This window comes from Aurantibacter crassamenti (assembly GCF_016811105.1).
GTDB lineage: Bacteria > Bacteroidota > Bacteroidia > Flavobacteriales > Flavobacteriaceae > Aurantibacter_A > Aurantibacter_A crassamenti.
In genome coordinates this window covers 545,074-567,305 of sequence record NZ_JAFBGM010000002.1, presented here as the reverse complement: position 1 = coordinate 567,305, position 22,232 = coordinate 545,074, and the positions used below count along the sequence as shown (strand labels likewise).

17 protein-coding genes are annotated in these 22,232 nt (G+C 33.0%); 7 read left to right on the top strand and 10 right to left on the bottom strand.

Annotation, left to right across the window (positions count from 1 at the left end):
- Positions 1-23 precede the first annotated feature (23 nt).
- The 3 genes from JQC67_RS15055 to JQC67_RS15045 are packed head-to-tail and all read left to right on the top strand — an operon-like array spanning position 24 to position 2,831.
- Positions 24-326: a hypothetical protein gene (locus tag JQC67_RS15055; protein ID WP_203253746.1), complete on the top strand. Its 303-nt coding sequence runs from the start codon at positions 24-26 to the stop codon at positions 324-326.
- A complete protein-coding gene (locus JQC67_RS15050) occupies positions 313-1,572 on the top strand; it encodes an MATE family efflux transporter (RefSeq protein WP_203253745.1) in 1,260 nt (419 codons plus the stop codon). Before JQC67_RS15055 ends, JQC67_RS15050 begins: the two co-directional genes overlap by 14 nt.
- A gap of 20 nt (positions 1,573-1,592) precedes the next feature.
- Complete coding sequence (locus JQC67_RS15045) at positions 1,593-2,831, top strand: glycosyltransferase (protein ID WP_203253744.1); 1,239 nt, start codon at positions 1,593-1,595, stop codon at positions 2,829-2,831.
- A gap of 54 nt (positions 2,832-2,885) precedes the next feature.
- Here JQC67_RS15045 and JQC67_RS15040 read toward each other — a convergent pair whose 3' ends face one another.
- From JQC67_RS15040 to smpB, 5 genes are all read right to left on the bottom strand, one after another.
- Positions 2,886-4,418: a glycoside hydrolase family 2 TIM barrel-domain containing protein gene (locus JQC67_RS15040; RefSeq protein ID WP_203253743.1), complete on the bottom strand. Its 1,533-nt coding sequence runs from the start codon at positions 4,416-4,418 to the stop codon at positions 2,886-2,888.
- Positions 4,411-5,637 (bottom strand): hypothetical protein, encoded by a 1,227-nt coding sequence (locus tag JQC67_RS15035; RefSeq protein WP_203253742.1) that lies wholly within the window; start codon positions 5,635-5,637, stop codon positions 4,411-4,413. The genes JQC67_RS15040 and JQC67_RS15035 overlap by 8 nt, the downstream gene beginning before the upstream one ends.
- Position 5,638: 1 nt before the next feature.
- On the bottom strand, positions 5,639-8,734 hold the full coding sequence (locus tag JQC67_RS15030) for a hypothetical protein (RefSeq protein ID WP_203253741.1): 3,096 nt from the start codon (positions 8,732-8,734) through the stop codon (positions 5,639-5,641).
- Between the two features lie 265 nt (positions 8,735-8,999).
- Positions 9,000-10,466: a Gfo/Idh/MocA family protein gene (locus JQC67_RS15025; protein ID WP_203253740.1), complete on the bottom strand. Its 1,467-nt coding sequence runs from the start codon at positions 10,464-10,466 to the stop codon at positions 9,000-9,002.
- 157 nt (positions 10,467-10,623) lie between these two features.
- Positions 10,624-11,088 carry an SsrA-binding protein SmpB gene (gene smpB / locus JQC67_RS15020; protein WP_203253739.1) on the bottom strand — a complete coding sequence of 155 codons (465 nt, stop codon included), beginning with the start codon at positions 11,086-11,088 and terminating at the stop codon, positions 10,624-10,626.
- Between the two features lie 86 nt (positions 11,089-11,174).
- On the opposite strand from smpB, the gene JQC67_RS15015 reads away from it, so the two are divergent.
- Positions 11,175-11,927 (top strand): DUF6503 family protein, encoded by a 753-nt coding sequence (locus JQC67_RS15015; protein ID WP_203253738.1) that lies wholly within the window; start codon positions 11,175-11,177, stop codon positions 11,925-11,927.
- On the opposite strand, the gene JQC67_RS15010 is transcribed toward JQC67_RS15015, so the two are convergent.
- Positions 11,905-12,456: a phosphoglycerate mutase family protein gene (locus JQC67_RS15010; protein ID WP_203253737.1), complete on the bottom strand. Its 552-nt coding sequence runs from the start codon at positions 12,454-12,456 to the stop codon at positions 11,905-11,907. The genes JQC67_RS15015 and JQC67_RS15010 overlap by 23 nt on opposite strands.
- Positions 12,457-12,648: 192 nt before the next feature.
- Between JQC67_RS15010 and JQC67_RS15005 the strand changes: the two genes are divergently transcribed.
- Positions 12,649-14,544 carry a PorP/SprF family type IX secretion system membrane protein gene (locus tag JQC67_RS15005; RefSeq protein WP_203253736.1) on the top strand — a complete coding sequence of 632 codons (1,896 nt, stop codon included), beginning with the start codon at positions 12,649-12,651 and terminating at the stop codon, positions 14,542-14,544.
- Between the two features lie 198 nt (positions 14,545-14,742).
- On the opposite strand, the gene JQC67_RS15000 is transcribed toward JQC67_RS15005, so the two are convergent.
- Both JQC67_RS15000 and clpB read right to left on the bottom strand, forming a co-directional pair.
- Positions 14,743-15,339 (bottom strand): TetR/AcrR family transcriptional regulator, encoded by a 597-nt coding sequence (locus JQC67_RS15000; RefSeq protein ID WP_203253735.1) that lies wholly within the window; start codon positions 15,337-15,339, stop codon positions 14,743-14,745.
- 117 nt (positions 15,340-15,456) lie between these two features.
- Positions 15,457-18,057 carry an ATP-dependent chaperone ClpB gene (gene clpB / locus JQC67_RS14995; RefSeq protein WP_203253734.1) on the bottom strand — a complete coding sequence of 867 codons (2,601 nt, stop codon included), beginning with the start codon at positions 18,055-18,057 and terminating at the stop codon, positions 15,457-15,459.
- A gap of 163 nt (positions 18,058-18,220) precedes the next feature.
- On the opposite strand from clpB, the gene ytxJ reads away from it, so the two are divergent.
- On the top strand, positions 18,221-18,613 hold the full coding sequence (gene ytxJ, locus JQC67_RS14990) for a bacillithiol system redox-active protein YtxJ (protein WP_203253733.1): 393 nt from the start codon (positions 18,221-18,223) through the stop codon (positions 18,611-18,613).
- A gap of 58 nt (positions 18,614-18,671) precedes the next feature.
- Here the strand turns inward: ytxJ and JQC67_RS14985 are convergent, their stop codons facing one another.
- Entirely contained in the window at positions 18,672-19,883 is a 1,212-nt protein-coding gene (locus JQC67_RS14985; RefSeq protein WP_203253732.1) for a hypothetical protein, read from the bottom strand.
- 349 nt (positions 19,884-20,232) lie between these two features.
- Between JQC67_RS14985 and glyA the strand changes: the two genes are divergently transcribed.
- Positions 20,233-21,507: a serine hydroxymethyltransferase gene (glyA, locus tag JQC67_RS14980; protein ID WP_203253731.1), complete on the top strand. Its 1,275-nt coding sequence runs from the start codon at positions 20,233-20,235 to the stop codon at positions 21,505-21,507.
- Here the strand turns inward: glyA and JQC67_RS14975 are convergent.
- Entirely contained in the window at positions 21,504-22,160 is a 657-nt protein-coding gene (locus tag JQC67_RS14975; protein ID WP_203253730.1) for a hypothetical protein, read from the bottom strand. The genes glyA and JQC67_RS14975 overlap by 4 nt on opposite strands.
- Positions 22,161-22,232 lie beyond the last annotated feature (72 nt).

Genomic DNA, 22,232 nt, shown 5'->3' with positions numbered 1-22,232 from the left:
TACTTAATCTTAATAAAATAATTATGGCATTACAGTTAAAATTAGACAACCAAATGTTAAAGGTTTTAGGAGAGCTTACTTCTGAAAATACATTGACTTTAAAAAATCACCTTGAAAGCTTTTTAAATGATTTTGATAATGTGATTCTCAACTTAGAGAATGTAACCTTATTAGAGTCGGATAGTGCTTTAGCTATAGAACGCTTTTATCTAGATTTTCTTGAAAAGAATAAAGGAATTCAAATTATAGGAAGACAGAATCAAAACATTTCGGGTATTATGAAGCAAACCAAGACCTCATATATATTAAGCAATGATCGCGTTTAGACTAGCTTTAAAAAAAATTTCCCCGCAACAATTGTTTATGGGTAGTGCCCTCATTGTTAATGGGGGTAACTACTTGTATAATTTATTATTAGGTAGATTATTAGGACCTGAAGCATTTGCCGATGCTGCATTACTCGTAACACTACTTTTAGTTTTGTCGTTTGTAGGTATGACTTTTCAGTTGGCTACAACCAGGTTTGCTGTACTTTTTTCAGGTGATAATTGGTCTGCATTTAAAAATACGATGTATAAATATGCATTAATTTTTGGTGTAATATCGGGATCAGTTATTCTCTTTTTTTCAAAATATTTACAGCAAATTTTTCATACACAAAATCATTGGATGTTTGTAATATTCGCTATTGGAACACCACTATATTTTGTTATGAGTGTTAACCGAGGCAGATTTCAAGGTAAACAAGAATTTACCAAACTAGCGGGTACCTATCAGACCGAAATGTGGAGTAGATTAATTCTGACTTTTGCATTTTTATGGTTTTTACCCCTAGAACCAGGTATATTAATTGCTATAGGTATTGGATTATCATTTGTTTTCGGTTTAATACCATCTAATTTAAATTCCATTCAAATCTTTTCAAAAAATCAACTTAAAGGAGATGAACTTAAAAAGGTTTGGATTTTTATCGGCTTAACTGCTGGTTATGAGTTAACCCAAATAATTATTAACAATAGTGATGTTCTACTTGTAAAACATTTTTTCAATTCAATTGATGCTGGTTTATATGCCTCTTTAGCTTTAATTGGCCGTGTGGTTTATTTTGTAGCTTGGATGTTCGTGATGCTTTTAATGCCAACTGTTATGCAAAAACATAAAGATGGCGAATCTACAGCACCAGTACTTTTTAAGTATGTATTTTTCATTGGAAGCTTATCTACATTAATTGTAATTGCCTGTTATCTTATGCCTGAAACGATTATTAATATGATGTTTGGCAGTGCATATATTTCTGTAGCCCACTTATTGTGGCAATATGCTTTGGCAACCTCATTATTCGCAATTTCTAATATTTTCGCTTACTATTTTCTTTCATTAAATCAATACGCGCCCGTTGTGCTTTCTGGTTTATTAGGGATGTCACAAGTTGTATTAATTACATTTTTTCATAGCAGTTTAACTATGGTAGTTCAGGTTCAAATAATAGCTATGGTGGTATTATTAATTGCTCAAGTTTTATTCTTTTTATTTAAAAATACTAAACGTGATAATAAAAGTATTTCCTTATAACAATATAAAAATCAACCCAAATGAAATTAGCATTAGTTACTGCCTATCCGCCAAGTAAAGTTACTCTAACAGAGTATGCGTATTATTTAGTTAAACATTTTCGACTTCAAGATGAAGTAACAGAATTAGTCTTAATAACTGACTATACTGAAGAACCAAAAGATCTAGAATTTGAGGAAGAAGGATGTAAGATTACTGTTGAGCAAAGTTGGAGGTTTAATAGTTACACAAATTTGCTAAGTATTAGTAGAACTATTTCCAAAACAAAACCTGATGCCGTTTTATTTAATTTACAATTTTTAAAGTTTGGGGATAAAAAGATTCCCGCTGCATTAGGATTAATGTTACCAATGTATTGCAAATTTAAAGGCATACCAACCATTTCATTACTTCATAATATACTTGAGCAAGTTGATCTTGAAAATGCAGGATTTACAAAAAATAGACTATTGCAAAAAGCATACAACTTTATAGGTACTACCTTAACACGTTTTGTTTTAGCTTCGGATATACTTGCAGTAACTATTAGTAAGTATGTTACAATTTTAGAAAAAAAATATAAAGCTCGTAATATTGCATTAATTCCACATGGTTCTTTTGAAACACCACCAGAGCCTAGTTATCAATTGCCAGAAGGCCCTAAACAAGTCATGGCTTTTGGCAAGTTTGGCACCTATAAGAAAGTAGAAATTTTAATAGAGGCTGTAGAATTAATAAGAGCAAGATCTTCTGAAGATATTGAAATTGTTATTGCGGGTACAGATAGTCCGAATACTCCGGGTTATTTAGAATCGATGAAAGAAAAATACAGTCATGTATCTCAAATTAGATTTACCGGATATGTTGCCGAAGAAGATGTACCAAGTTTATTTGGAGAAAGTGCTGTAACAGTATTTCCATATACATCAACAACCGGAAGTTCTGGTGTTTTACATCAAGCTGGTAGTTATGGAAATGCAGTAGTTTTACCAGACTTAGGCGACCTAAGTATTCTTGTTAGGGAAGAAGGGTATATCGGAGAATTTTTTAACCCAATTGATACTACTTCTTTAGCCGATGCTATTGAAAAAATTATAACAAATGATAGCTATAGAATAGAATTAGGTAAAACGAATTACAGAGCTGCATGCTCTTTACCAATGTCTGAAATCACAAGAATGTATGTGGAGTATTTTAAGGCAATTAAACTTTCAAAGTCTGAAGGGTTTGAACTTGAATTACCTAAGAATATAAAAGAATTAGAATCGCAATATATTTAAAATTAAGGTTAGTGTTAAAAAAGGGGAGTAGCTATAGAGTTACTCCCTTTTTGTTTAAGGTTGTTTAAGAATTTCGTAAACTGATTTTTTATTTCCATTTAAATCTATACAACCAAAGAAATGTTGCTTTCTAGTTCTCCAGGGTAAACTTCCTGCGACGTCAGTAGGCACTTTTTCAAAATCATAAAGTGTCCAAAAAACAAAGGGAACTTTTTCATCTACTAATTGTTGTTGCATGGTAGTATAATACTGAATCTGTTTTTTATCGCTACCCAAATACATATTCCAAAAGCCATCGTAAGAAGAATAACCATATTCTTGTAGCACTACAGGTTTGTCTGTTACAACTGACTTTAGTTGATTGTGCGCAATTATAAAATTATGTGGTTCCCTATAGTAGTGGTACGAAACATAATCAACCTCATTTGCCAAATTTATAGCTGCTTCAGGGCTCGACCAACCAATAGTAATAGGATGATTGGGGTCCCATTGCTTAATTTTAGTATTCATTTCATTAAGCCAGGAAAGTACACTTTGGCGACCTCTTGAATTAAAATCTAAGTCAGGTTCATTTTTTATGTCCCAGCCCAAAAGTGCAGGATGATTTTTAACTGCAGTAACAATGGTTTCGGCATGTCTTTGTGTGAGAGTCCAATTTGTTACATCATAATCACCGTAGAAATCAAAAAGCGTAATAATTACTTTTAATTTATGTCTTGATGCTGCATCCAACACTTTTTTTAATTTCTCTAATTTATTAGATTTTACATTTGCTTTACCAAAATCTTCATACTGAATAAAAATACGTATGGTATTTAGCCCCATTTCGTTAATGATATTAAAATCATTACTTATGATACTATCATTAAAACTTTTACCAAAAGTGTCCCAGGGTGATTTTTGTGGGTAATAATTAATCCCTTTGATTTTATCAATACTTGATAAAATAGGTTTGATATTTCGGTTAATACTTGGTTTAATAATTTTACTATTTTCAATTTGATTGAAATGTCTTATTCTCCAGAATCCATCTTCTAACAACATCATTACCTTGTAATTGGTGGTATCTTTTTGTTGATATAGTAATGAATCGTTTTGATAGGTTTCTTGATAACGTTCAACATTCTTATCAGTAAAAACTACAAGAGTACCATCCTCACTATAAAAGTTTAGCTCTGGAAAATGTTCTAATGTTGTTGACTTAAACCAATTTTTATTTTTTTTATTTAGTTCTATATGTTCAAAAACTCTTTGTTTGGCACTATCCGTATAAAAGTCGGAAACACCATATCTGTCATTTTTTTTGAAAGCAATATTTCGAACATGCCAGGCATTTAAATAATCACCTTCAATTTCAGCTAAAGTTTGTTTTTCCATTGTTCGTCCTGGGTTATTGGAAATTTTCCAAGTTACTTTTGGTGAATAAACCTTGTCCATTGGTACTTCCAGATGCAGCATAGAAGACTTATCGGCACCTGTGTTTAAATATGACAATACTGCACTTATACCTGATAGTATTAGCGCATTGATTGCTAAAAATGAAGCAATTAATAATACCCTGTATATAGTTTTTGTAAGCTTATTCATCTAGTGTTAAATCAAATTCTTTATGTATACCAGCTGCTTTTAATTTTAAATGATAATCTCCATTAGGATGATATTCTTTCTCTAGATTTATATGGCCAAACCCTTTTATAGAACTAACCTTTTTTGTTTCTAAATGTTTACCAGATTTATTATAAATTTCTAATTGAATTAAAATTCCATCGGGTATCAATTGCTGCATAAAACTTGTTAATGGTCCAATTGTGATAGATCGATTTGATTCTGAAAAAATTACTTCGTAATCTTTTATTGCAGTTTTAAATTTTGCAGTTATAGTATTACTTTTTGCAGCTCCTGTTACATAAGCCGTTATTTTCCAATCATCTTTTTCTGATGGATGTAGTATAGACGCACTTGCAATACCACGAATGGTTGGTGCAACAGTATTTAATAAAGCACCATGCGTATTTTCAACAATAAAGTTTACCATAGTACCGTCGCTTACAATATTTTTATACTTGTCGAGTATTACATCCGTTTGAAATTTAATAATCTGATTGCCATCGGCATAGTTATGATTACGGTCTGCTTTTATCATGAACTTTACAGCATTTGAAGGAAAAACAATAGAGGTTAATTCGGAGGATGTTACTTCTTTAAACGAAGTATTTACTAATATTCTACCTGCTTTTTTGGTTGTAGGAATATTTTTCCATGAAATTAAATCTTTGGACGTAATCGTATTTTCAGAAATTGTATTTAAAAACTGAGACCTAAATAATACATCTGTACCTTCTGGAAAAACATTGTCGTAAATATCCGTTGTTACGCAAACTAACATAGAATAATCACTAATACCGGCAGTAATACTTCTTGGGCCAAAGTAGGTTTCTAATGTTGGTTTTGCTTTAGACTTGGGCAAAATTTGTAATTCACCTTTGGTTACGGATTTTCCATTAACAATTAATACCCAATTACATATACCTGCTTTTTTTCTATAGTTTACAGGTACTTTAAAAACAATATTGTTATTATTTAATTCAGGAGCAATTAAAGAACTTCCGTAGGCATTTTTTAGTAGTATCTTGGCATCCACCTCACCATTTGTTTTAAATTCAAGTGATATTGTTTCTCCTGCTTCATAAATTGTTTTGTTTGAAATAATCTGGGGCCTAAAATTTTCAGCATGGGTTATGCTTACCTGTTCCCGTGAACAAGAAAGTTGGAATAGAATTATGAGTATAAAATATTTTAGGTTCATTCTATTTCGGGTTACCTATATAGGAGTTGATATCAAATTTTATAAATGAAAATCCCGTACCGTTATATTGCTGCTCTTGTGCATGGCTATGTTCATATTCTCTATTGGGGAAGACCTTTTTTGTAATTGAAGCATTTGGAAGTCCATTTACATAGCAATTTTCTAAACTGCTTTCAATTACCTTTATACAATCAATTTCTAATGGTAAATAGGTGAAAAATTGCTTCCGTTGTACTCGAATACCTTCGGTCATAAACTGGTGATCAACCCAAAGTAATTCATGTTCTTCATTATAATAAGAAATTAGAAGCTGTGGAATTGTTACTTCTTGTATTCCACTATTATAAAGAACACCGTTTATTCCATAATTAGTAAATTCTAAATTTTGAAGGGCCACACGCTTATATAAATCGGTATTTGCAACATTTCCTGCTGTTTGAAGGTTAAATTTTATGGGTTGTTCATCTAAAGCAATGGGGGTAAACTCATCAGGGTTAAAAGTTGGTGGCATGGTGTCTTTAGTTGATGACCAAGCAATGCCCTCAAAATTTACCTTAAATGGTGTTGTTTCTTTTGGCATTAATTTGTGCTTCACATGAAACTTAGCATTGTAAACTGCGAGCTCTTTATTTAAATCATTATATAATGTTGCCTTAATAACAACATCGGCCGGTACATCGTCTACATTCTGCAATTCGCCTATTATACTATATTGTCCATTATATTTTACCAATTTTGCACTTAATATTTCGAGTACTGGTTGTTTTAAGACATCTTCATGGTGTGTTTGTTGTGTGGTAATTTTACGTCGTCCGTGATTGTAAAAAGTTGTTGTGTTTTCAGTAAATAATTGATCAGGAGGAATATCACTATCCTTTTTCTTAGTTTTTATGTACCACTTGTTTGCTATTTTTACTAACTCATGAAAATAATTCTTGCTTATTTTTTCTAATGGTGTTATCCATTGTGTTGATACCTTTGCTTTTGCACTTAAGTTAGTAACATCACTTAACTCAATACCAATTGAATCTAGTTTTGCATATGAACTCAATATGCCATCGGTAACTGAAACTTCCAGCATATATTGATCTATTGATAAATTCGCGTTAGGGTCAAGGTAGGAGTGAGCTCTTTCAAACTCTTTAAAGTCTATTGCATCGTAATAGGATTGCACAACATTATTAGGTGAAAGTTGTGCAGTATTCTTTACATAAAATGTGTATAAACCAAAGAAGAGACTGCACAAAACTATAATTGCCCATACATGGTTTATTATAATTAAATTTTTTGGAAAATGAGAGTAGGAAACAGATAGCTTCATGAAATTTGGAAGCTCTCCCTTTCGTAATTTTAGCTTTTTTAACCATAGCATCATAATGTTAATGGCAAAAGCAAATACTACTGTAGATAGCGGTATAAATCCCCATAAAATATTTAAAAATAAAGGAGTTTGTTCTTTAGGTAGTATTTCTGGTAAGGGTGGTACGTTCAGTTTTTCCCAAACCATTATACCATTTTCTAATTGTTGTAATCGTTGCCAACCACAGAAATATAGAATTGGGTCGTAGAATTTATCATTTGAAAATATATATTTAAGATTATATTTTTCTGGTACTGTTAAAAATTGTTGTAACGAACCTATACCTTCAACTCCTCTAAATTTAGAATTTTCTATACGTTCTATTGCTCTCGTTGTAAGTTCTGGTAATCTTCTTGCTGAATGGTAATTACCATCTACAGTCATGGCCATTGTTTGAGCAGATAACCAAGCCATCTGGTCGCCAAAGCCTAAAGGTAAATAGCGCCATGAATCATGTGAATCTTGACTTAGAAAATTTACAATGGGTAACATTTTTATTTGGGCGGGCTGAGAGGGTCTAAAGTACCCGAGCGTAATTGTAAATCCGACCATTAATAATAGACCTCCTGCTATTGTGCCGCCTAAAATTCTGTGATACAGACGACCAAACATGCCATGAATTCTTTCTTTTAAATCGCCTTCAACTAATCTGTATGCAAATTCACCAAATATTGGAAGTGCCATAATGGTAGCCCACAGTGTAAACCTATCTAACGTAAGAATATTAAAAGCAGTCTCACCCAAAAGTTTTAAAGGTATTGGCGTAGTTCCTCCAGTTCCTAAAATTGTTAGCATTGTAAATGACATACCAAAAAACATATACCTTTTACTATAGAAACGATAAAATAGGTATGGCAAAATAAAAAGTAAGATGCCCCATGGAATTACAAAAAATACCAGACCAGAAGAGGTAACTTCTAAAAAATTATCTCGAGAACCATGTGGAATAGGAACTTGTGTTATTGGGTTTTTTTTGGAGTTATACCAATATGGTAAAATACAGGTGATAATAAGAACTAAAGATGCTCCTCCAAAAATAACTATACGCCAAAAACACTTTTTAAAGGCCTTATAAAAAGTTTTAAATCTAACGTCTTTAATATTATTCACTTGCTCAGCAGCAGAATCCATAACGGCCATACCTAACAATGGAAAAATAAAAAAGACCATACCAAAAATTGGTGTTACATGGTGCGAAGTAACCGTAACCGCAATTAGTGAAAGCGATGATACCAGAAATTTATATTTACCTGTTTTTGTCCATAGGTATATTTCGGGCATTACATGTAATAGAATAGATAACGCGCAAATACTAGGTAATTGACCAAAAATATGAAGGGTTTCAATAAAAGTTGATGAAAATACTGCTAATAATGCAGTATAGCCGGCAACTCTTCTGTTGCCCGTCATAAATGCAGCAAATCTATATACTCCGGTTATAAATAATAGAATACCGACAATAGCTACCGTAAACATTCCAAATTTAAGACCACCAACTTTTGAAAGCAAACCTATTGTTTGGTGAATTAATGGTGGATAAGATTGCACTGTAAAACCGGTATACCAGTGATAGTCCCATGGTTCAAACCAGTCTATGGCATAGTGACTAGCAAAAAAAAGGTGTATTAATGCATCATAAGTATACTCAAGTGTAAAGAATATACTTGTACCATGGAATGCAAGGCCAATTATAAGCGCTAGAATTAATAAAGTATTTGTATTTTGTATTGTTTTCATTGTAGGAAATTATAACAAAATAAAGAAGTTATTATTGCATAAATAGCTTCTAAATTCAAGTATATAGAAAACAATAATTATCTAATTAACAGCTGTTTAAGTGCTTTTTAAATCTATAATTGATTGTGCCAACAAATTATTTAATAATGCAATGTATAATTTGATATAATAATACCGCATTTTGTCAAATAAAAACGTACCATTAAACAACCTTATTTTGTTGTCGAATGGTACGCTAAATAAATTCTAATTTTAATAAAATACTTTACACTTCGAAACCTTTTCTATAGGTTCTGCCAACGAATTGGTTGGCTTCTTCAAAGTTGGTAATACGCATATTTTCACCATCCCAAAGTAATTTTTTACGACCAAAAAATTCCATTTTCTTTTCTTCGTTTTCACGTCGTAAAAGATAGGATCGAATTGCTAAATTACCCATGAGTACAGTTTCTGTCATAGGACCCGCGTAATCAAAAGATGACGTAAGGCCTAAATGTTCTTCGCTTCCAAAACCGGCTTTACAGGCATCAACCCACAAGCGTTGATGTCCGTATTCTGGTTCATCAAAATTCTCAACTTCCGGACCAAAATCAGTAGTTCCATCATTCAAATATAGTTTTGGCATTAGTGGCGAGCTATCATTAATGTTCGTAGATATAATCCCTTTTTCACCAATAATTAAAACACCATTTGCACTATCTTTTCCGCCTATATCATGATCTGCAGGAATAATATCTGGGTGTGATGGGCGAATACCGCCATCACTCCAAGTCAATTCAATCTTAGACTTACTTTTCTCAGTAGCATCAAAATGTAAAGTGATAAATGAAGAAGCAGGGCAACCATCGGGGTTGTAATCTGCATTCCACATATCAGAATAAACTGCACCTACACTACATTCAGCATCTGTTGGATATTTAAGACCTAATGTTCTAAATGGTATGTCTATTAAATGGCAACCAACATCACCAAGTGCACCAGTACCATAATCCCACCAACCGCGCCAGCTAAATGGGTGTAAGTTTGGAGTGTATGGAATATTAGGTGAAGGGCCGAGCCAAAGATCCCAATTCAGTGCATCTGGTTTTGAACTTGGGTCTGATGATGGAAATGGTCCGCCTTGTGGCCATACTGGTCTATTAGTCCATACTTGAACTTTTGATACAGCACCAATTTTATCATCGTCAATCCATTTTTGAACAATATCTAAATATGGGTTAGAACCACCTTGATTACCCATTTGAGTAACAATTTGTTTTTCGCGTGCCATTTCTGTAAGTATACGAGCTTCACGAATATTGTGCGTCATCGGTTTTTGAACGTAAACATGAATACCTCTTTCCATTGCATATTTTGCAGCAGGACCATGTACATGATCTGGAGTAGAAATTGTTACTGCATCAATATTCTTTTTCTTGTCGAGCATTCTACGGTAATCTGCAAATAGTTTTGCTTTTGGAAATCGTTCAACCGATCTTTTAGCTGAACCTGAAAAGTCAACATCACATAAGGCCACTATTTTTTCGCGACCATTTACAGATGCATTTTTAATGTCACTAGCACCTTTTCCGCCAGCACCAATTGCAGCTATTGCCAATCGATCACTGGGTGAAACGAATCCAGGACCGCCTAAAACGTGTCTGGGGACTATAAAAATTGATGAGGCCAAGGCGCCTTGTTTAATAAATTTTCTTCGAGAGTTTGTTAATTTGTTAGTTTGCTTTTTATTCATTGGTGGTCTAATTTTAATTGAACTACAAATTAGAGAAGTTTTACCACAAAAAAAAACCTTGTAATTTTATATTTTGCAATGCTATTTATAAGCAAAATTAAACCCGACTTTTTTAGAGGAAGATTAAAATGGATAACGGAAAAAACGAAGAATAAAATTAGTTATTAAAATTCTTTTTAATGCGAGCTAACTCTCGTTTGTTGTCACGATCTTTCATGGTTTCACGTTTGTCGTAAAGTTTTTTTCCTTTCGCTAATGCAATGTTCAGTTTTGCAAATCCACGATCATTTACAAAAAGATTTAAAGGCACAATTGTATTACCTGAAGTATTTACTTCTTTGAGAAGTTTTTTAAGCTCTTGTCTGTTGAGTAATAATTTGCGTTCCGCTTTAGGTCGGTGGTTAAAATGTGACGCATGTGAATACTCATCAACTTGCATATTTATAATAAAGAGTTCACCTCTTTCATTGAACTCACAAAAGCTTTCAGTAATTGAAGCTTTACCAAGACGAATAGATTTTATTTCTGTGCCTGATAAAACAATACCCGCAGTATATTTGTCAAGTAGTTCATACTCAAATCGGGCTTTCTTATTTTTTATATTGATATTCTTCTGTACCACGCTGTAAAAATAACAATTATAGAAAGCTTCCTAGTATTTTAATGTAATGAATGCATACTTTTTCCGAATAACTGTTTAAAAAATATATGAATCGTTTTTTTATTTTTCTAAGCATAATAATAGTATCGGCTTGTAAGTCAAAGACTAATGAGGTTATAACTGCGCAATCTGTTGTAGATAAAAGTATTGAAGTGAGTGGGGGAGCGCTGTATAAAACAACTACGCGGTCTTTTGTATTTAGAGATATAGAATATATTTCAGAAAATAAAGATGGTAAACAAATATTAAAGCGCATCATAGATAATGATACTTCAATTATTGTTGATATTCTAAACAATCAAAAGTTTGAAAGATATATCAATGATAAAATTGTTCAGGTGGCTGATAGTATGGCTGTTAAATACTCAAATTCTATAAATTCAGTGCATTATTTTGCAAACTTACCTTTCGGATTAAATGATCCAGCAGTAAAAAAAGAACTATTGGGTGAAGTGCAATTAAATGGTAAAAATTACCATAAAGTTAAAGTGACTTTTGAACAAAAAGATGGTGGTGTTGATTATGATGATACCTACGTATATTGGTTTAATAGCACAACTTTTAAACCTGAATACTTAGCGTATGAATATCATACCGATGAAGGTGGAATGCGATTTCGTGAGGCATTTAATGAACGTAATGTAAACGGAATTCGTTTTGTAGATTATAACAATTACAAAACAAAAGATATGAATGTTTCTATCTTAAAAATAGATAGTCTATTTGAATCAGGAAGTTTGGAATTACTTTCTAAAATTGAATTGAAAAATATTGAAGTTAATCTGGACAGTTACAATTAAAGTTCAACTTTTGAGAAGTTGCAACCCCGTTTGTAATTTGAACAATGAAAAGACTTCCGTTATCGCTGTCGTCTAGCTCATAGTATTTATCTACTCCTAATAGTTGATTTGTAAGTTCAGGTGTAGTATTACTGTGACCTACAACTAGAACACTTTTGTTTAAGTTGTCAGATTTGAATTGGTTAATATCAAAACTGCTTGGATCGTAATAAATTACATCAACGTCTTTTTTTACAGATGTAGGGGCAGCTGTCATTGCTGTACGTTGAAAATCTGTAGCATAAATTACATCAATTGGAACCTCAGAAAGTATCTCAGCCCAATGCATTGCGCGCCCTAATCCTTTTTGAGATAATTCAGGATCTAAATTATCAACATTTGAACGGTCTTTTTCTGCGTGGCGAATTAAGTAAAATGTAGATGTACCAGCATCAATATATTGGTTTGTTGAATCAGCTTTAGCATCATCTTTACAACCTAAAAAACCAATTGTTAGAGACAACAGTATTAAAAGTCGAATAGTTTTCATTGTTGTATAATTTTTTAATCGATTAAATCGAAACCGTTTTACCACTTATTTTAGTAAATAAATAATGGCTTAACGCAGTATTTTGTTTGGTATTATTGATGCCAATTTAAATTGTTGACAACTTTTCACATAATCAAACTAAAATAATCGTAAAATAGTATGCAAAACTCGTTGTTTTTTGTTTTTTTGCATATGCTCAGAATCACACTACCATTTTTAATTTTCTTAACTGTTTTTAAGATTTCGGCTCAAGACGATGTGCGTCTTCCTGCTGACCTTAGACAGCATAATCTTACAACCTATAACGCAAGTCTTTTTAATCCAACTTTATCATTAGATAAAAACGATCCAGAGTCCGTAGCGGTATGGACGCGTTGGCAGTGGCAGAGCATAGATTCAGACCCAACTACTTTGTATGTAAACTACACAAGAAAATTGAATGAGAAATCTTCGGTAGGAGCAGCATTTTTTCAACATAATACCGGTATTTTCTTTAATACTGGCGGTGTTTTAAATTATGCACGTCAGATACAATTTAGTGAGAGTGTGCGATTAGCATATGGCTTTAACCTGTTTGGTTTTTCGCAAGAATTAGCAGATACACGTTTTCAAAATAATACACAACTACCAATACCTGTTGCTGGTACAACCAATGATTTTATTTTACAATGGGCGCCGGGTGCTTCAATTTCTGTTGAGCGATTGACTTTGAGCATGGCTTCAGAGAATTTGTTAGATTATAATTTCAGAGCAAAAGAGTCAAATACACCAGCTGCGGATAAGATTTTTATGGGCATGATGTCTTATGATTTTCCGTTGAGTATTGGTAATCAAAAAGCCTTATTGCGACCTTCACTTTATTTAAGAACTATACCACAGCAAGAGAATCAAATTGGGGTTCTTTCGTTATTGCGTACAGCAAAATATTGGGCGCAAGTTGGATATAATAATTTCTATGGAATTGGTATTGGCGGCGGCGGTACTTTTTTGAAAAAAATTAATTTGGGTGCTGTATTCGAATTTGGTACTAGTGCCTCAATAAATTCTAAAGACCCGTCATTCGAAATTATTGCTTCTTATTTCTTAGGAAGTCCAGAAGAGCGAGACGTTACTGAAGTTTATGGTGAGGATATTGAAGAAGATGTTGTTTTGGGTGATGCACTTGAGGAAGCCGAAATTAAAGAAGAACTCAAAAAGGCAGAAGAGCTAGCTAATGATGAAAAGGAATCTGATATTGAAGAAGAAGATTCTATAGTCGAAGAGAAAAATACCTATGAAGTAGAAACTTCAGAAAATGATGAAGTTGTTGAAATAGATAACAAAAAAGAACAACGTAAGGCTGAAAAAGAAGCTGCTGCTGAAGCGAAACGTTTGAAGAAGGAACAAGAACAATTAGCTAAGGAAGAGAAAAATATATTAGAAGAAGCGGCGAAAGAGAAAGCTCGTTTGGCAAAAGAAGAACAGGCTGCAATTGAGCGTGAACTAAAAGAAACAAAGGCTAGAGAAGAAGCTGAAGCCAAAGAGATTTCATTAGCTGAAAGACAGCGTGAAGAATTGCGCAAGGCAGAAGAACAAGCTACGGCAATTAAAGAAAAAGCTGCATCTGAAAAGGCAGAACTCGAACGCTTAGCGAATGAGAAAGCTGCAGCAGAAAAGATGGTTGCTCAAAAACGCTTAGACTCAATTGCCGAAGCGAAAAAAGCAGAAACTGATGCAAGAGCTAAAGAGCTTCAACGTGTACAAGATTCGATTGAGCAGGCAAAACCAGTTATTGCGGAGGTTGCACCTGAAGAAGTAAAACCAGAAGCAGGTGAGAAATATGAAGAGGTTGAAACTGAAGGTGGACTTGAACCTGGATTCTACTTGATTGCGAATGTATTTGGTACAAAGAAATACTTTGATGCCTTTATGGCGGATTTAACCAAAAAAGGACTTGCACCTAAATCATTCTTGCGAGACTTAAATAATTATAATTATGTGTACTTAGCGCGTTTTAATACTATGAGCGAAGCACGAAAAGCACGTGATAGTAATTTTGACGGTCGATATGCTGAGAAAACTTGGGTATTTAGAGTTGTTGGTCAGTAAGTTTTTAAATAATAATTCATAAAAAACAAGCAGCCTTAGTGAAAGCTAAGGCTGTTTTTTTGTGCAAATTTTATTTCTATGTAAATGGCTTTTAGAAATTATATCGCTCTAGTAGATGCAGCTTGTGCACGTTGATATTGAGTAATGCTTTGGTAGGAAAACTGAAGAGAAATGTAACCTTGTTATTATTGAGAAAACCTATTTTTTTAACTCATTCTTAATGAGCAAATCAAGATAGGTTACCGTATTTATCAAGTACTTTCGATCTTGTGAAATGGTAAACATCGTTACAGCACCTTGTAACATTGTGAATAATTGCTTCGCAAATTGTAGTGGAGTAACAGGCAAACTGAGTTCGTTTTTATTTGCGCCATTTTCTAAAACTAAGGCAATTTTACCTTCAATTTCACGTAGTATTTCACGATTTGCTACTGACAATAACTTGTTATTATTAAAAGCATCAACTCCAGTATTTAGAACTGGGCAACCACCCATTTCAAATGTGAAAACATCATACTGTTTGTAAAATTTAGTCAAGTTGTAAATCTTGTCTAAAGCCGTTCCGGGTATTTCTAGTAGTTCATCAATCTTAGATAGTAAACGTTTACTATTGTATTCATATGCCGAAAGTGCCAGGGCTTCTTTGTTTTCAAAATTTCCATAAATAGCACCTTTTGTTAAACCGGTTGCTTCCGTTAGGTCGCTCATGCTTGTACCAACATAACCATGTTTATTAAAAACAGGTGCGACGGTTTCAATAATAAATTGTGAAGTTCTTTCCGCCTTGCTTGACATTTTTGAGAATTTTATACGAATATAAAAAAACTATATACTGTATGGTATTTATTTTTTAAAAAAAACACCTTTTAAGTTTTTGCTTAAAAGGTGTTTGCACTTTAAATTATAATTTTTCTATTTTACTAACTCATCTTGATTTCTAAATACTAATTCATTATTGAAACTATCTATTAAGACAATGCTATCCGTTTTTATAGTACCCTGTAAGAGTTTTTTCGAAAGGTTGTTTAAAACTTCTTTCTGAATTACTCTTTTAATTGGTCGTGCTCCGTATTGAGGATCATAGCCTTTATTAGCTAAATAGCTAACGGCATCATCAGTTGCATCAATTGTAATGTGTTGCTTGTCTAAGACCTTTTTTAATTGATTTAGTTGTAAGCGTACAATCTCTGCAATGTTCTCTTTATTTAATGGTGTGAACATTATGATGTCATCAATTCTGTTTAAGAATTCAGGTCTAATACTTTGACGAAGTAACGCTAGAACTTCTATTCGAGCGGCTTCAGCAGCGTTGTCAAGATCTTTAGAATTTTCAAACTTTTCTTGAATGATATGGCTGCCCATATTACTTGTCATGATGATAATGGTATTCTTAAAGTCTGCAACTCTACCTTTATTATCAGTTAATCTACCTTCGTCTAAAACCTGCAACAATACATTGAAAGTATCAGGATGCGCCTTTTCAATTTCGTCTAGTAATACTACAGAGTAGGGGCGACGGCGTACAGCTTCTGTCAATTGACCACCTTCATCATAACCTACATAACCAGGAGGTGCACCAACCAATCTACTTACTGAATGACGCTCTTGGTATTCACTCATGTCAATACGTGTCATTGCATTTTCGTCATCAAATAAATACGAAGCTAAAGTTTTAGCAAGCTCTGTTTTACCTACACCGGTTGTTCCTAAAAATAAGAATGATCCAATTGGTTTTTTTGTGTCTTGTAAACCAGCTCTGCTTCTTCGAATTGCATCTGAAACTGCCTCAATGGCCTCTTCTTGGCCAACAACGCGCTTGTGTAAAACATCTTCAAGTTGTAATAACTTTTCGCGTTCACTTTGCAACATTTTGGTTACCGGAATTCCAGTCCATTTAGCAACTACTTCAGCAATATCTTCATTGGTAACTTCTTCTTTAATAAGCGTGTTTCCATTTTGCTGTTCTTGCATTTCAAGATTTAACTGTTCGAGTTTTTCTTGTGCCTCTTTTATTTTTCCATACCGTAACTCAGCTACTTTTCCGTAGTCACCATTTCGCTCAGCACGATCTGCTTCAAGTTTGAAATGTTCAATATTCTCTTTTGTTTGTTGAATATTATCAACTACAGTTTTTTCACTTTCCCATTTTGCAAAAATCTCATTGCGGTCTTCTTTTATATTTGCCAAATCTGCATTTAGAGATTTTAATTTTGCCTTATCGTTCTCACGTTTTATGGCTTCAATCTCAATTTCTAGCTGCATGATTTTGCGATCTAGTACATCAAGCTCTTCGGGTTTTGAGTTGATTTCCATGCGCAATTTTGCAGCCGCTTCATCCATTAAATCAATGGCCTTATCTGGTAGAAATCGATTGGTAATATACCGTTGTGATAATTCAACAGCGGCAATTACTGCTTCATCTTTAATACGGACTTTATGATGCGCTTCATATTTCTCTTTAATGCCTCTCAGAATTGAAATTGCGCTTTCGGTATCTGGTTCATTAACCACTACTTTTTGAAAACGACGTTCAAGCGCTTTATCTTTTTCAAAATATTTTTGGTATTCATCTAAAGTTGTAGCGCCAATTGCACGAAGTTCTCCTCTTGCCAAAGCGGGTTTTAGAATGTTAGCTGCATCCATTGCACCTTGTCCGCCACCTGCACCAACTAAAGTGTGAATTTCATCAATGAATAAAACTATATCGCCATCCGAGCTTGTTACTTCTTTAATGACAGATTTTAAGCGCTCTTCAAATTCGCCTTTGTATTTTGCCCCGGCAATTAGTGCACCCATATCTAAAGAATAAATAATTTTATCTTTTAGATTTTCAGGCACATCACCTTGAATTATTCTATGTGCTAAACCTTCGGCTATTGCCGTTTTACCTGTACCTGGTTCACCGACCAATATTGGGTTGTTCTTGGTGCGTCTTGAAAGTATTTGAAGTATACGACGTATTTCTTCATCACGACCAATAACAGGATCTAATTTACCGCTATCAGCTAATTCATTTAAATTCCGAGCATACTTGTCTAAAGAATTATAGGTGTCTTCAGCACTTTGTGATGTAACTTTTCCTCCTTTTCGTAATTCATCAATAGCTGCTTTTAAGTCTTTTTCGCTAACTGCTTGATCTTTTAATATTTGTGCAATCTTACTTTTAGATTTGAAAATAGCCAACAAAAAATGTTCAATGGAAACAAATTCGTCGTCCATCTTTTTTGCAATTATACTAGCTTCAGTAACCGTTTTGCCTGCTTCTCTAGATAGCATGAGTTCGCCACCTGAAACTTTAGGGTAACTTTCAAGTTCTTTTTCTAAGATTTGTTTGAGCATAGAAACATTAACATTAAGTTTCTTTAGTAAAAACGGTAATACATTTTCATCGACCTGCATTATGGCCTTAAAAATGTGTTCGTTTTCTATTTGTTGATGCCCAAGTTCTTGTCCAAGTTGCTGTGCTAATTGTAAAGCCTCTTGAGATTTTGTTGTAAAATTATTTGGGTTCATATATATAAATTTTGTTGTTTTACCTTTGTTCAAAATAAAGTAGGCAACAACCCTACCAACACTTTTAATCAGACAAAATGTCTTGTAAAGTCAATAAAAACAAGACATTTAGTCAGTTTGAAAGCTTTTAACTAAGTTACGACTTACTGTACAAAATTATACTATGGGATTATTTTCAGGATTGTTCGGAAATTCAACAAATGAAAATAAGGAAGAAGAAGCTTTTCCTTGGATTGAATTGACCGAACTTGATCAACTTGAACAAATTAAAGAAAAGTCAAAGACCAAAACGCAACTAATTTTTAAACATTCAACTTCTTGCGGTATAAGTAGAATGGTAATTAGAAGTTTTAAGGATTCATTTGATTTACCAATAGAAGATGCTGATGTTTACTATTTAGACCTTCTACGATATAGAGAAGTCTCAAATGAGGTAGGTTATAAATTTCAAGTAATGCATCAATCGCCACAATTGCTTATTATTAAAAATGGTAATGCGGTTGCAAATGCATCTCATGGTAGTATAAATGATATGAATATTTCAGAGTTCATATAATTAAAAAGGTCTTCTTAAAAAATAAGAAGACCTTTTTTTGTTCAATGAATTTTGTTTTTTATCGTGACATAAGATTTCTGTTAGGATCAAACTTTTGTCGTGCAATAATGTTTTTAATTCGTGCTTTAAGATCTTCTCCGGCATCGTAAATCATTTCTTCAGTATTCGGAAAAGGTACTTCTGCTAAATCAAGTAAGGCAACTAAATCATTATCTAAGGCTCGTTTGTCACCATCATAATTTGCATATGCATGCTCAAAAATGAAAGTACTTGCTAACGGATAGGTGTTTACCTGTTGTTTGGTACGTAGGTCTATATAGCTAACGTTTCCTGTTAACTGAGCTGATTTTTGCTGCGTAAATTGATAAAAATCACAACGAACCGTTTTAAACTTATCAACTTTAATCTTTTTGCCAAGGCTGTCTTTTACAATGGCTCCATCTTTATCATAAAGATATTTGTAACCATCTTTGATTTGTCTTTCTTTTATGATTTGCTTTTCATTAATTCGTTCAGGTGATATTGAAATACCTCTGAAAGCTACTTGCATTTCATAATCATATTCAATAGTGCCAATAGCATTTGTGTGGTAACTCGTCCACAAATCATTTAAACCATAGGTGTTGAAATTTAAAAGCTCATCTTCAAGTCTAGTAGGAATTATTTTATCTGTTTCATTAATCATATTTACCAACACAAAATCGAGACCTTTTTGATGTGCTTCTTCAATCTTTAGTTTAACATCATCATAACCCGGATTGATTTCTTCTAAATATGTAAAATCAGCATAGGCCTTTCTGTAATCATATTTACTTGTCGCATTTTGAATTAAATCAGAAGCGTTATCATATAAATACTCAGACAAATCATCTTTTGAATCTATAATATCATTTTGATAATTTTTAAATGAAAACCTAGCATCTCTATTTTCATCATATATACGTAATGGAAGTAAAGGTTTTATGCGTTCTTGAATTGACCTAAGATTTGCGTACGAATTATAAATAGCTTCATAATTTGCTGGATTCTCATCATCGGCTAAAAAATTGATTTGATCTAATTCTCTTTTCGTATTCTTTTTAAAAGCTTCTTCAAGTAAAATGATATACGGTTGATTACTTTTTTTGGCTTTGTTATTTGCCAAATTGGTAATTGCCTGATTCATGGCATTGTAATAATCACCAGTATTTATTGCCTTTTGCGTTTTTTTGACGCCTCCACAAGCAATCATTACAATTGAAACTGTTATTAATAGTAATGCTTTTTTCATGATATTAGACTTTATGATTTGGCTTATAATTTCAATTGCTATGCCAAAACGGGTCTAGACCATAACGAAAAACGTTGAATGTTAGTACAAATCAGGTGTACGACTTGATATCATATGCATTTAGAACTTTTTACAACGTAGTTATATTAACTAAATTTTGAAATAATTGATAATGAAATCAATATTTTAGAAAAAGATTCTGGACTTATTTTAAGAGGATTGTTGAAATTCAATAATATGCAATACCGGTCAAATGCTATTTGATAAATATCAAATCAAAGCTATTATTTTCTTGGTTTTAAAGCTTTTCAATTTGTATTTTTGCATCCTTAAATAAAGCACAGTAATTATGGAACGCGACAAGCAGATTTTCGATTTGATAAAAGAGGAAGAACAACGCCAGATTAATGGTATTGAACTTATTGCTTCTGAAAACTTTACAAGTCCGTCAGTTATGGAAGCTGCAGGGTCTGTTTTAACCAATAAATATGCTGAAGGTTACCCTGGTAAACGATATTATGGAGGTTGTGAGGTTGTTGATGTTGTAGAACAATTAGCTATTGATCGTGCTAAAGAACTATTTGGTGCCGCTTATGCTAACGTACAACCGCATTCTGGTTCTCAGGCAAATGCCTCTGTATATCATGCTTGTCTTAAACCTGGTGATACAATACTTGGTTTTGACCTCTCGCATGGTGGTCATTTAACTCATGGATCACCTGTAAACTTTTCTGGTCGATTATATAATCCTGTTTTTTATGGAGTAGATAAAGAAACTGGGGTTTTAGACTATGATAAGATTCAAGAAATTGCAGAGCGTGAAAAACCAAAAATGATAATTGCTGGTGCTTCTGCATATTCTAGAGATATGGATTTTAAACGCTTTCGTGAAATTGCAGATAGTGTGAATGCATTGTTGTTGGCAGATATTTCACATCCAGCAGGTTTAATAGCAAAAGGTATTTTATCAGATCCAATTCCACATTGTCATATTGTTACCACAACTACGCATAAAACCTTACGTGGTCCAAGAGGTGGATTAATATTGATGGGTGAAGATTTTGATAATCCTTTCGGAATCACTTTGAAAAATGGTAAGCTTAGAAAAATGTCAGCTTTATTGAATTTAGCTGTTTTTCCAGGAAATCAAGGTGGACCTTTAGAGCATATTATCGCGGCTAAAGCAATTGCATTTGGTGAAGCGCTTTCTGACGAATTTTTACATTATATGATTAATGTAAAGAAAAACGCTGCTGCTATGGCTGCTGCTTTTGTTGCCAAAGGTTATAACCTAATTTCAGGGAGTACAGACAATCATATGATGTTGATTGATTTGCGGAATAAAAATATTACTGGTAAAGATGCTGAAGCTGTATTAGTTAAAGCTGACATTACTGCTAATAAAAATATGGTGCCTTTTGATACGCAGTCGCCATTTATCACCTCAGGTATACGTTTTGGTACTGCTGCTATTACTACTAGAGGATTAAATGAAAATGATATGCAAACTGTGGTTGATCTTGTTGATGAAGTTCTAACCAACGCTGAAGATGAAGCTGTAATTACAAGTGTTAAAGCACGTGTAAATAAGTTAATGTCAGGTAAGCAGTTATTTAATTATTAATGGGAGAATAATACGTCTTCAAAAATAAATTTTGAGTTCTCAACATCATAAATAATGGTGTCAAGGTCTGAATCATAACATAGACCCCAATAGGCAAAATAGTCTTGATCAGATGTTTTAGTTTTAAACTCATTTAGTAAATTTTCGGTACCACTTTGATAGACATTATCCATTAGAACAGGAATATGTATCTCGTTTGGTACTTCTCTAATTTGAGAAACAATATGATTGTAGGTACTTAACACTAATCTCAAGATATTGTCAAATTGTCTAGCTACACTCAAAGAGTCAATTTTTTGCACAATAATGGTGGTGTCTTCCATTGTAAGTGAAAATTCTTCAATGTCTATTAAAATGTTATTGACTTCTTGTAGTTCAGAAAGAATTTTTAATAAACGACTTGAATTGTAACCAGTGTCACTTACTGTCGCTGCTCTAAAATATTCTACATTTTTTGAAAATGTTAGTGGGCAAATAACGTCAATTACAAGTTTTACTTCTGAAGTATTACTTGTAAGACATTCACGAACAAATACCTGAGAGAAAAAATACCTCTCAAGTTTTTTGACAAAATTATCAAGACCATTTAAGTCAAGATTATTTGAAAAACCACTAAATGTACTATCGTCGTAATGTTCCCCTTGTGTAGACATTTAAAGCTATATATATTATTTAGGCATATATATAGTAAAGTTAAATCTTAATTAAATTGATGTGGTACACGA

Coding starts and splice junctions, on each gene's coding strand:
- JQC67_RS15010 (WP_203253737.1), bottom strand. CDS start 12,456: ATGAAAACTATTCGACTTTTAATACTGTTGTCTCTAACAATTGGTTTT.
- JQC67_RS15040 (WP_203253743.1), bottom strand. CDS start 4,418: ATGAATAAGCTTACAAAAACTATATACAGGGTATTATTAATTGCTTCA.
- JQC67_RS15005 (WP_203253736.1), top strand. CDS start 12,649: ATGCTCAGAATCACACTACCATTTTTAATTTTCTTAACTGTTTTTAAG.
- clpB (WP_203253734.1), bottom strand. CDS start 18,057: ATGAACCCAAATAATTTTACAACAAAATCTCAAGAGGCTTTACAATTA.
- JQC67_RS15000 (WP_203253735.1), bottom strand. CDS start 15,339: ATGTCAAGCAAGGCGGAAAGAACTTCACAATTTATTATTGAAACCGTC.
- ytxJ (WP_203253733.1), top strand. CDS start 18,221: ATGGGATTATTTTCAGGATTGTTCGGAAATTCAACAAATGAAAATAAG.
- glyA (WP_203253731.1), top strand. CDS start 20,233: ATGGAACGCGACAAGCAGATTTTCGATTTGATAAAAGAGGAAGAACAA.
- JQC67_RS15045 (WP_203253744.1), top strand. CDS start 1,593: ATGAAATTAGCATTAGTTACTGCCTATCCGCCAAGTAAAGTTACTCTA.
- JQC67_RS14975 (WP_203253730.1), bottom strand. CDS start 22,160: ATGTCTACACAAGGGGAACATTACGACGATAGTACATTTAGTGGTTTT.
- JQC67_RS15015 (WP_203253738.1), top strand. CDS start 11,175: ATGAATCGTTTTTTTATTTTTCTAAGCATAATAATAGTATCGGCTTGT.
- JQC67_RS15035 (WP_203253742.1), bottom strand. CDS start 5,637: ATGAACCTAAAATATTTTATACTCATAATTCTATTCCAACTTTCTTGT.
- JQC67_RS15055 (WP_203253746.1), top strand. CDS start 24: ATGGCATTACAGTTAAAATTAGACAACCAAATGTTAAAGGTTTTAGGA.
- JQC67_RS14985 (WP_203253732.1), bottom strand. CDS start 19,883: ATGAAAAAAGCATTACTATTAATAACAGTTTCAATTGTAATGATTGCT.
- JQC67_RS15050 (WP_203253745.1), top strand. CDS start 313: ATGATCGCGTTTAGACTAGCTTTAAAAAAAATTTCCCCGCAACAATTG.
- JQC67_RS15030 (WP_203253741.1), bottom strand. CDS start 8,734: ATGAAAACAATACAAAATACAAATACTTTATTAATTCTAGCGCTTATA.
- JQC67_RS15025 (WP_203253740.1), bottom strand. CDS start 10,466: ATGAATAAAAAGCAAACTAACAAATTAACAAACTCTCGAAGAAAATTT.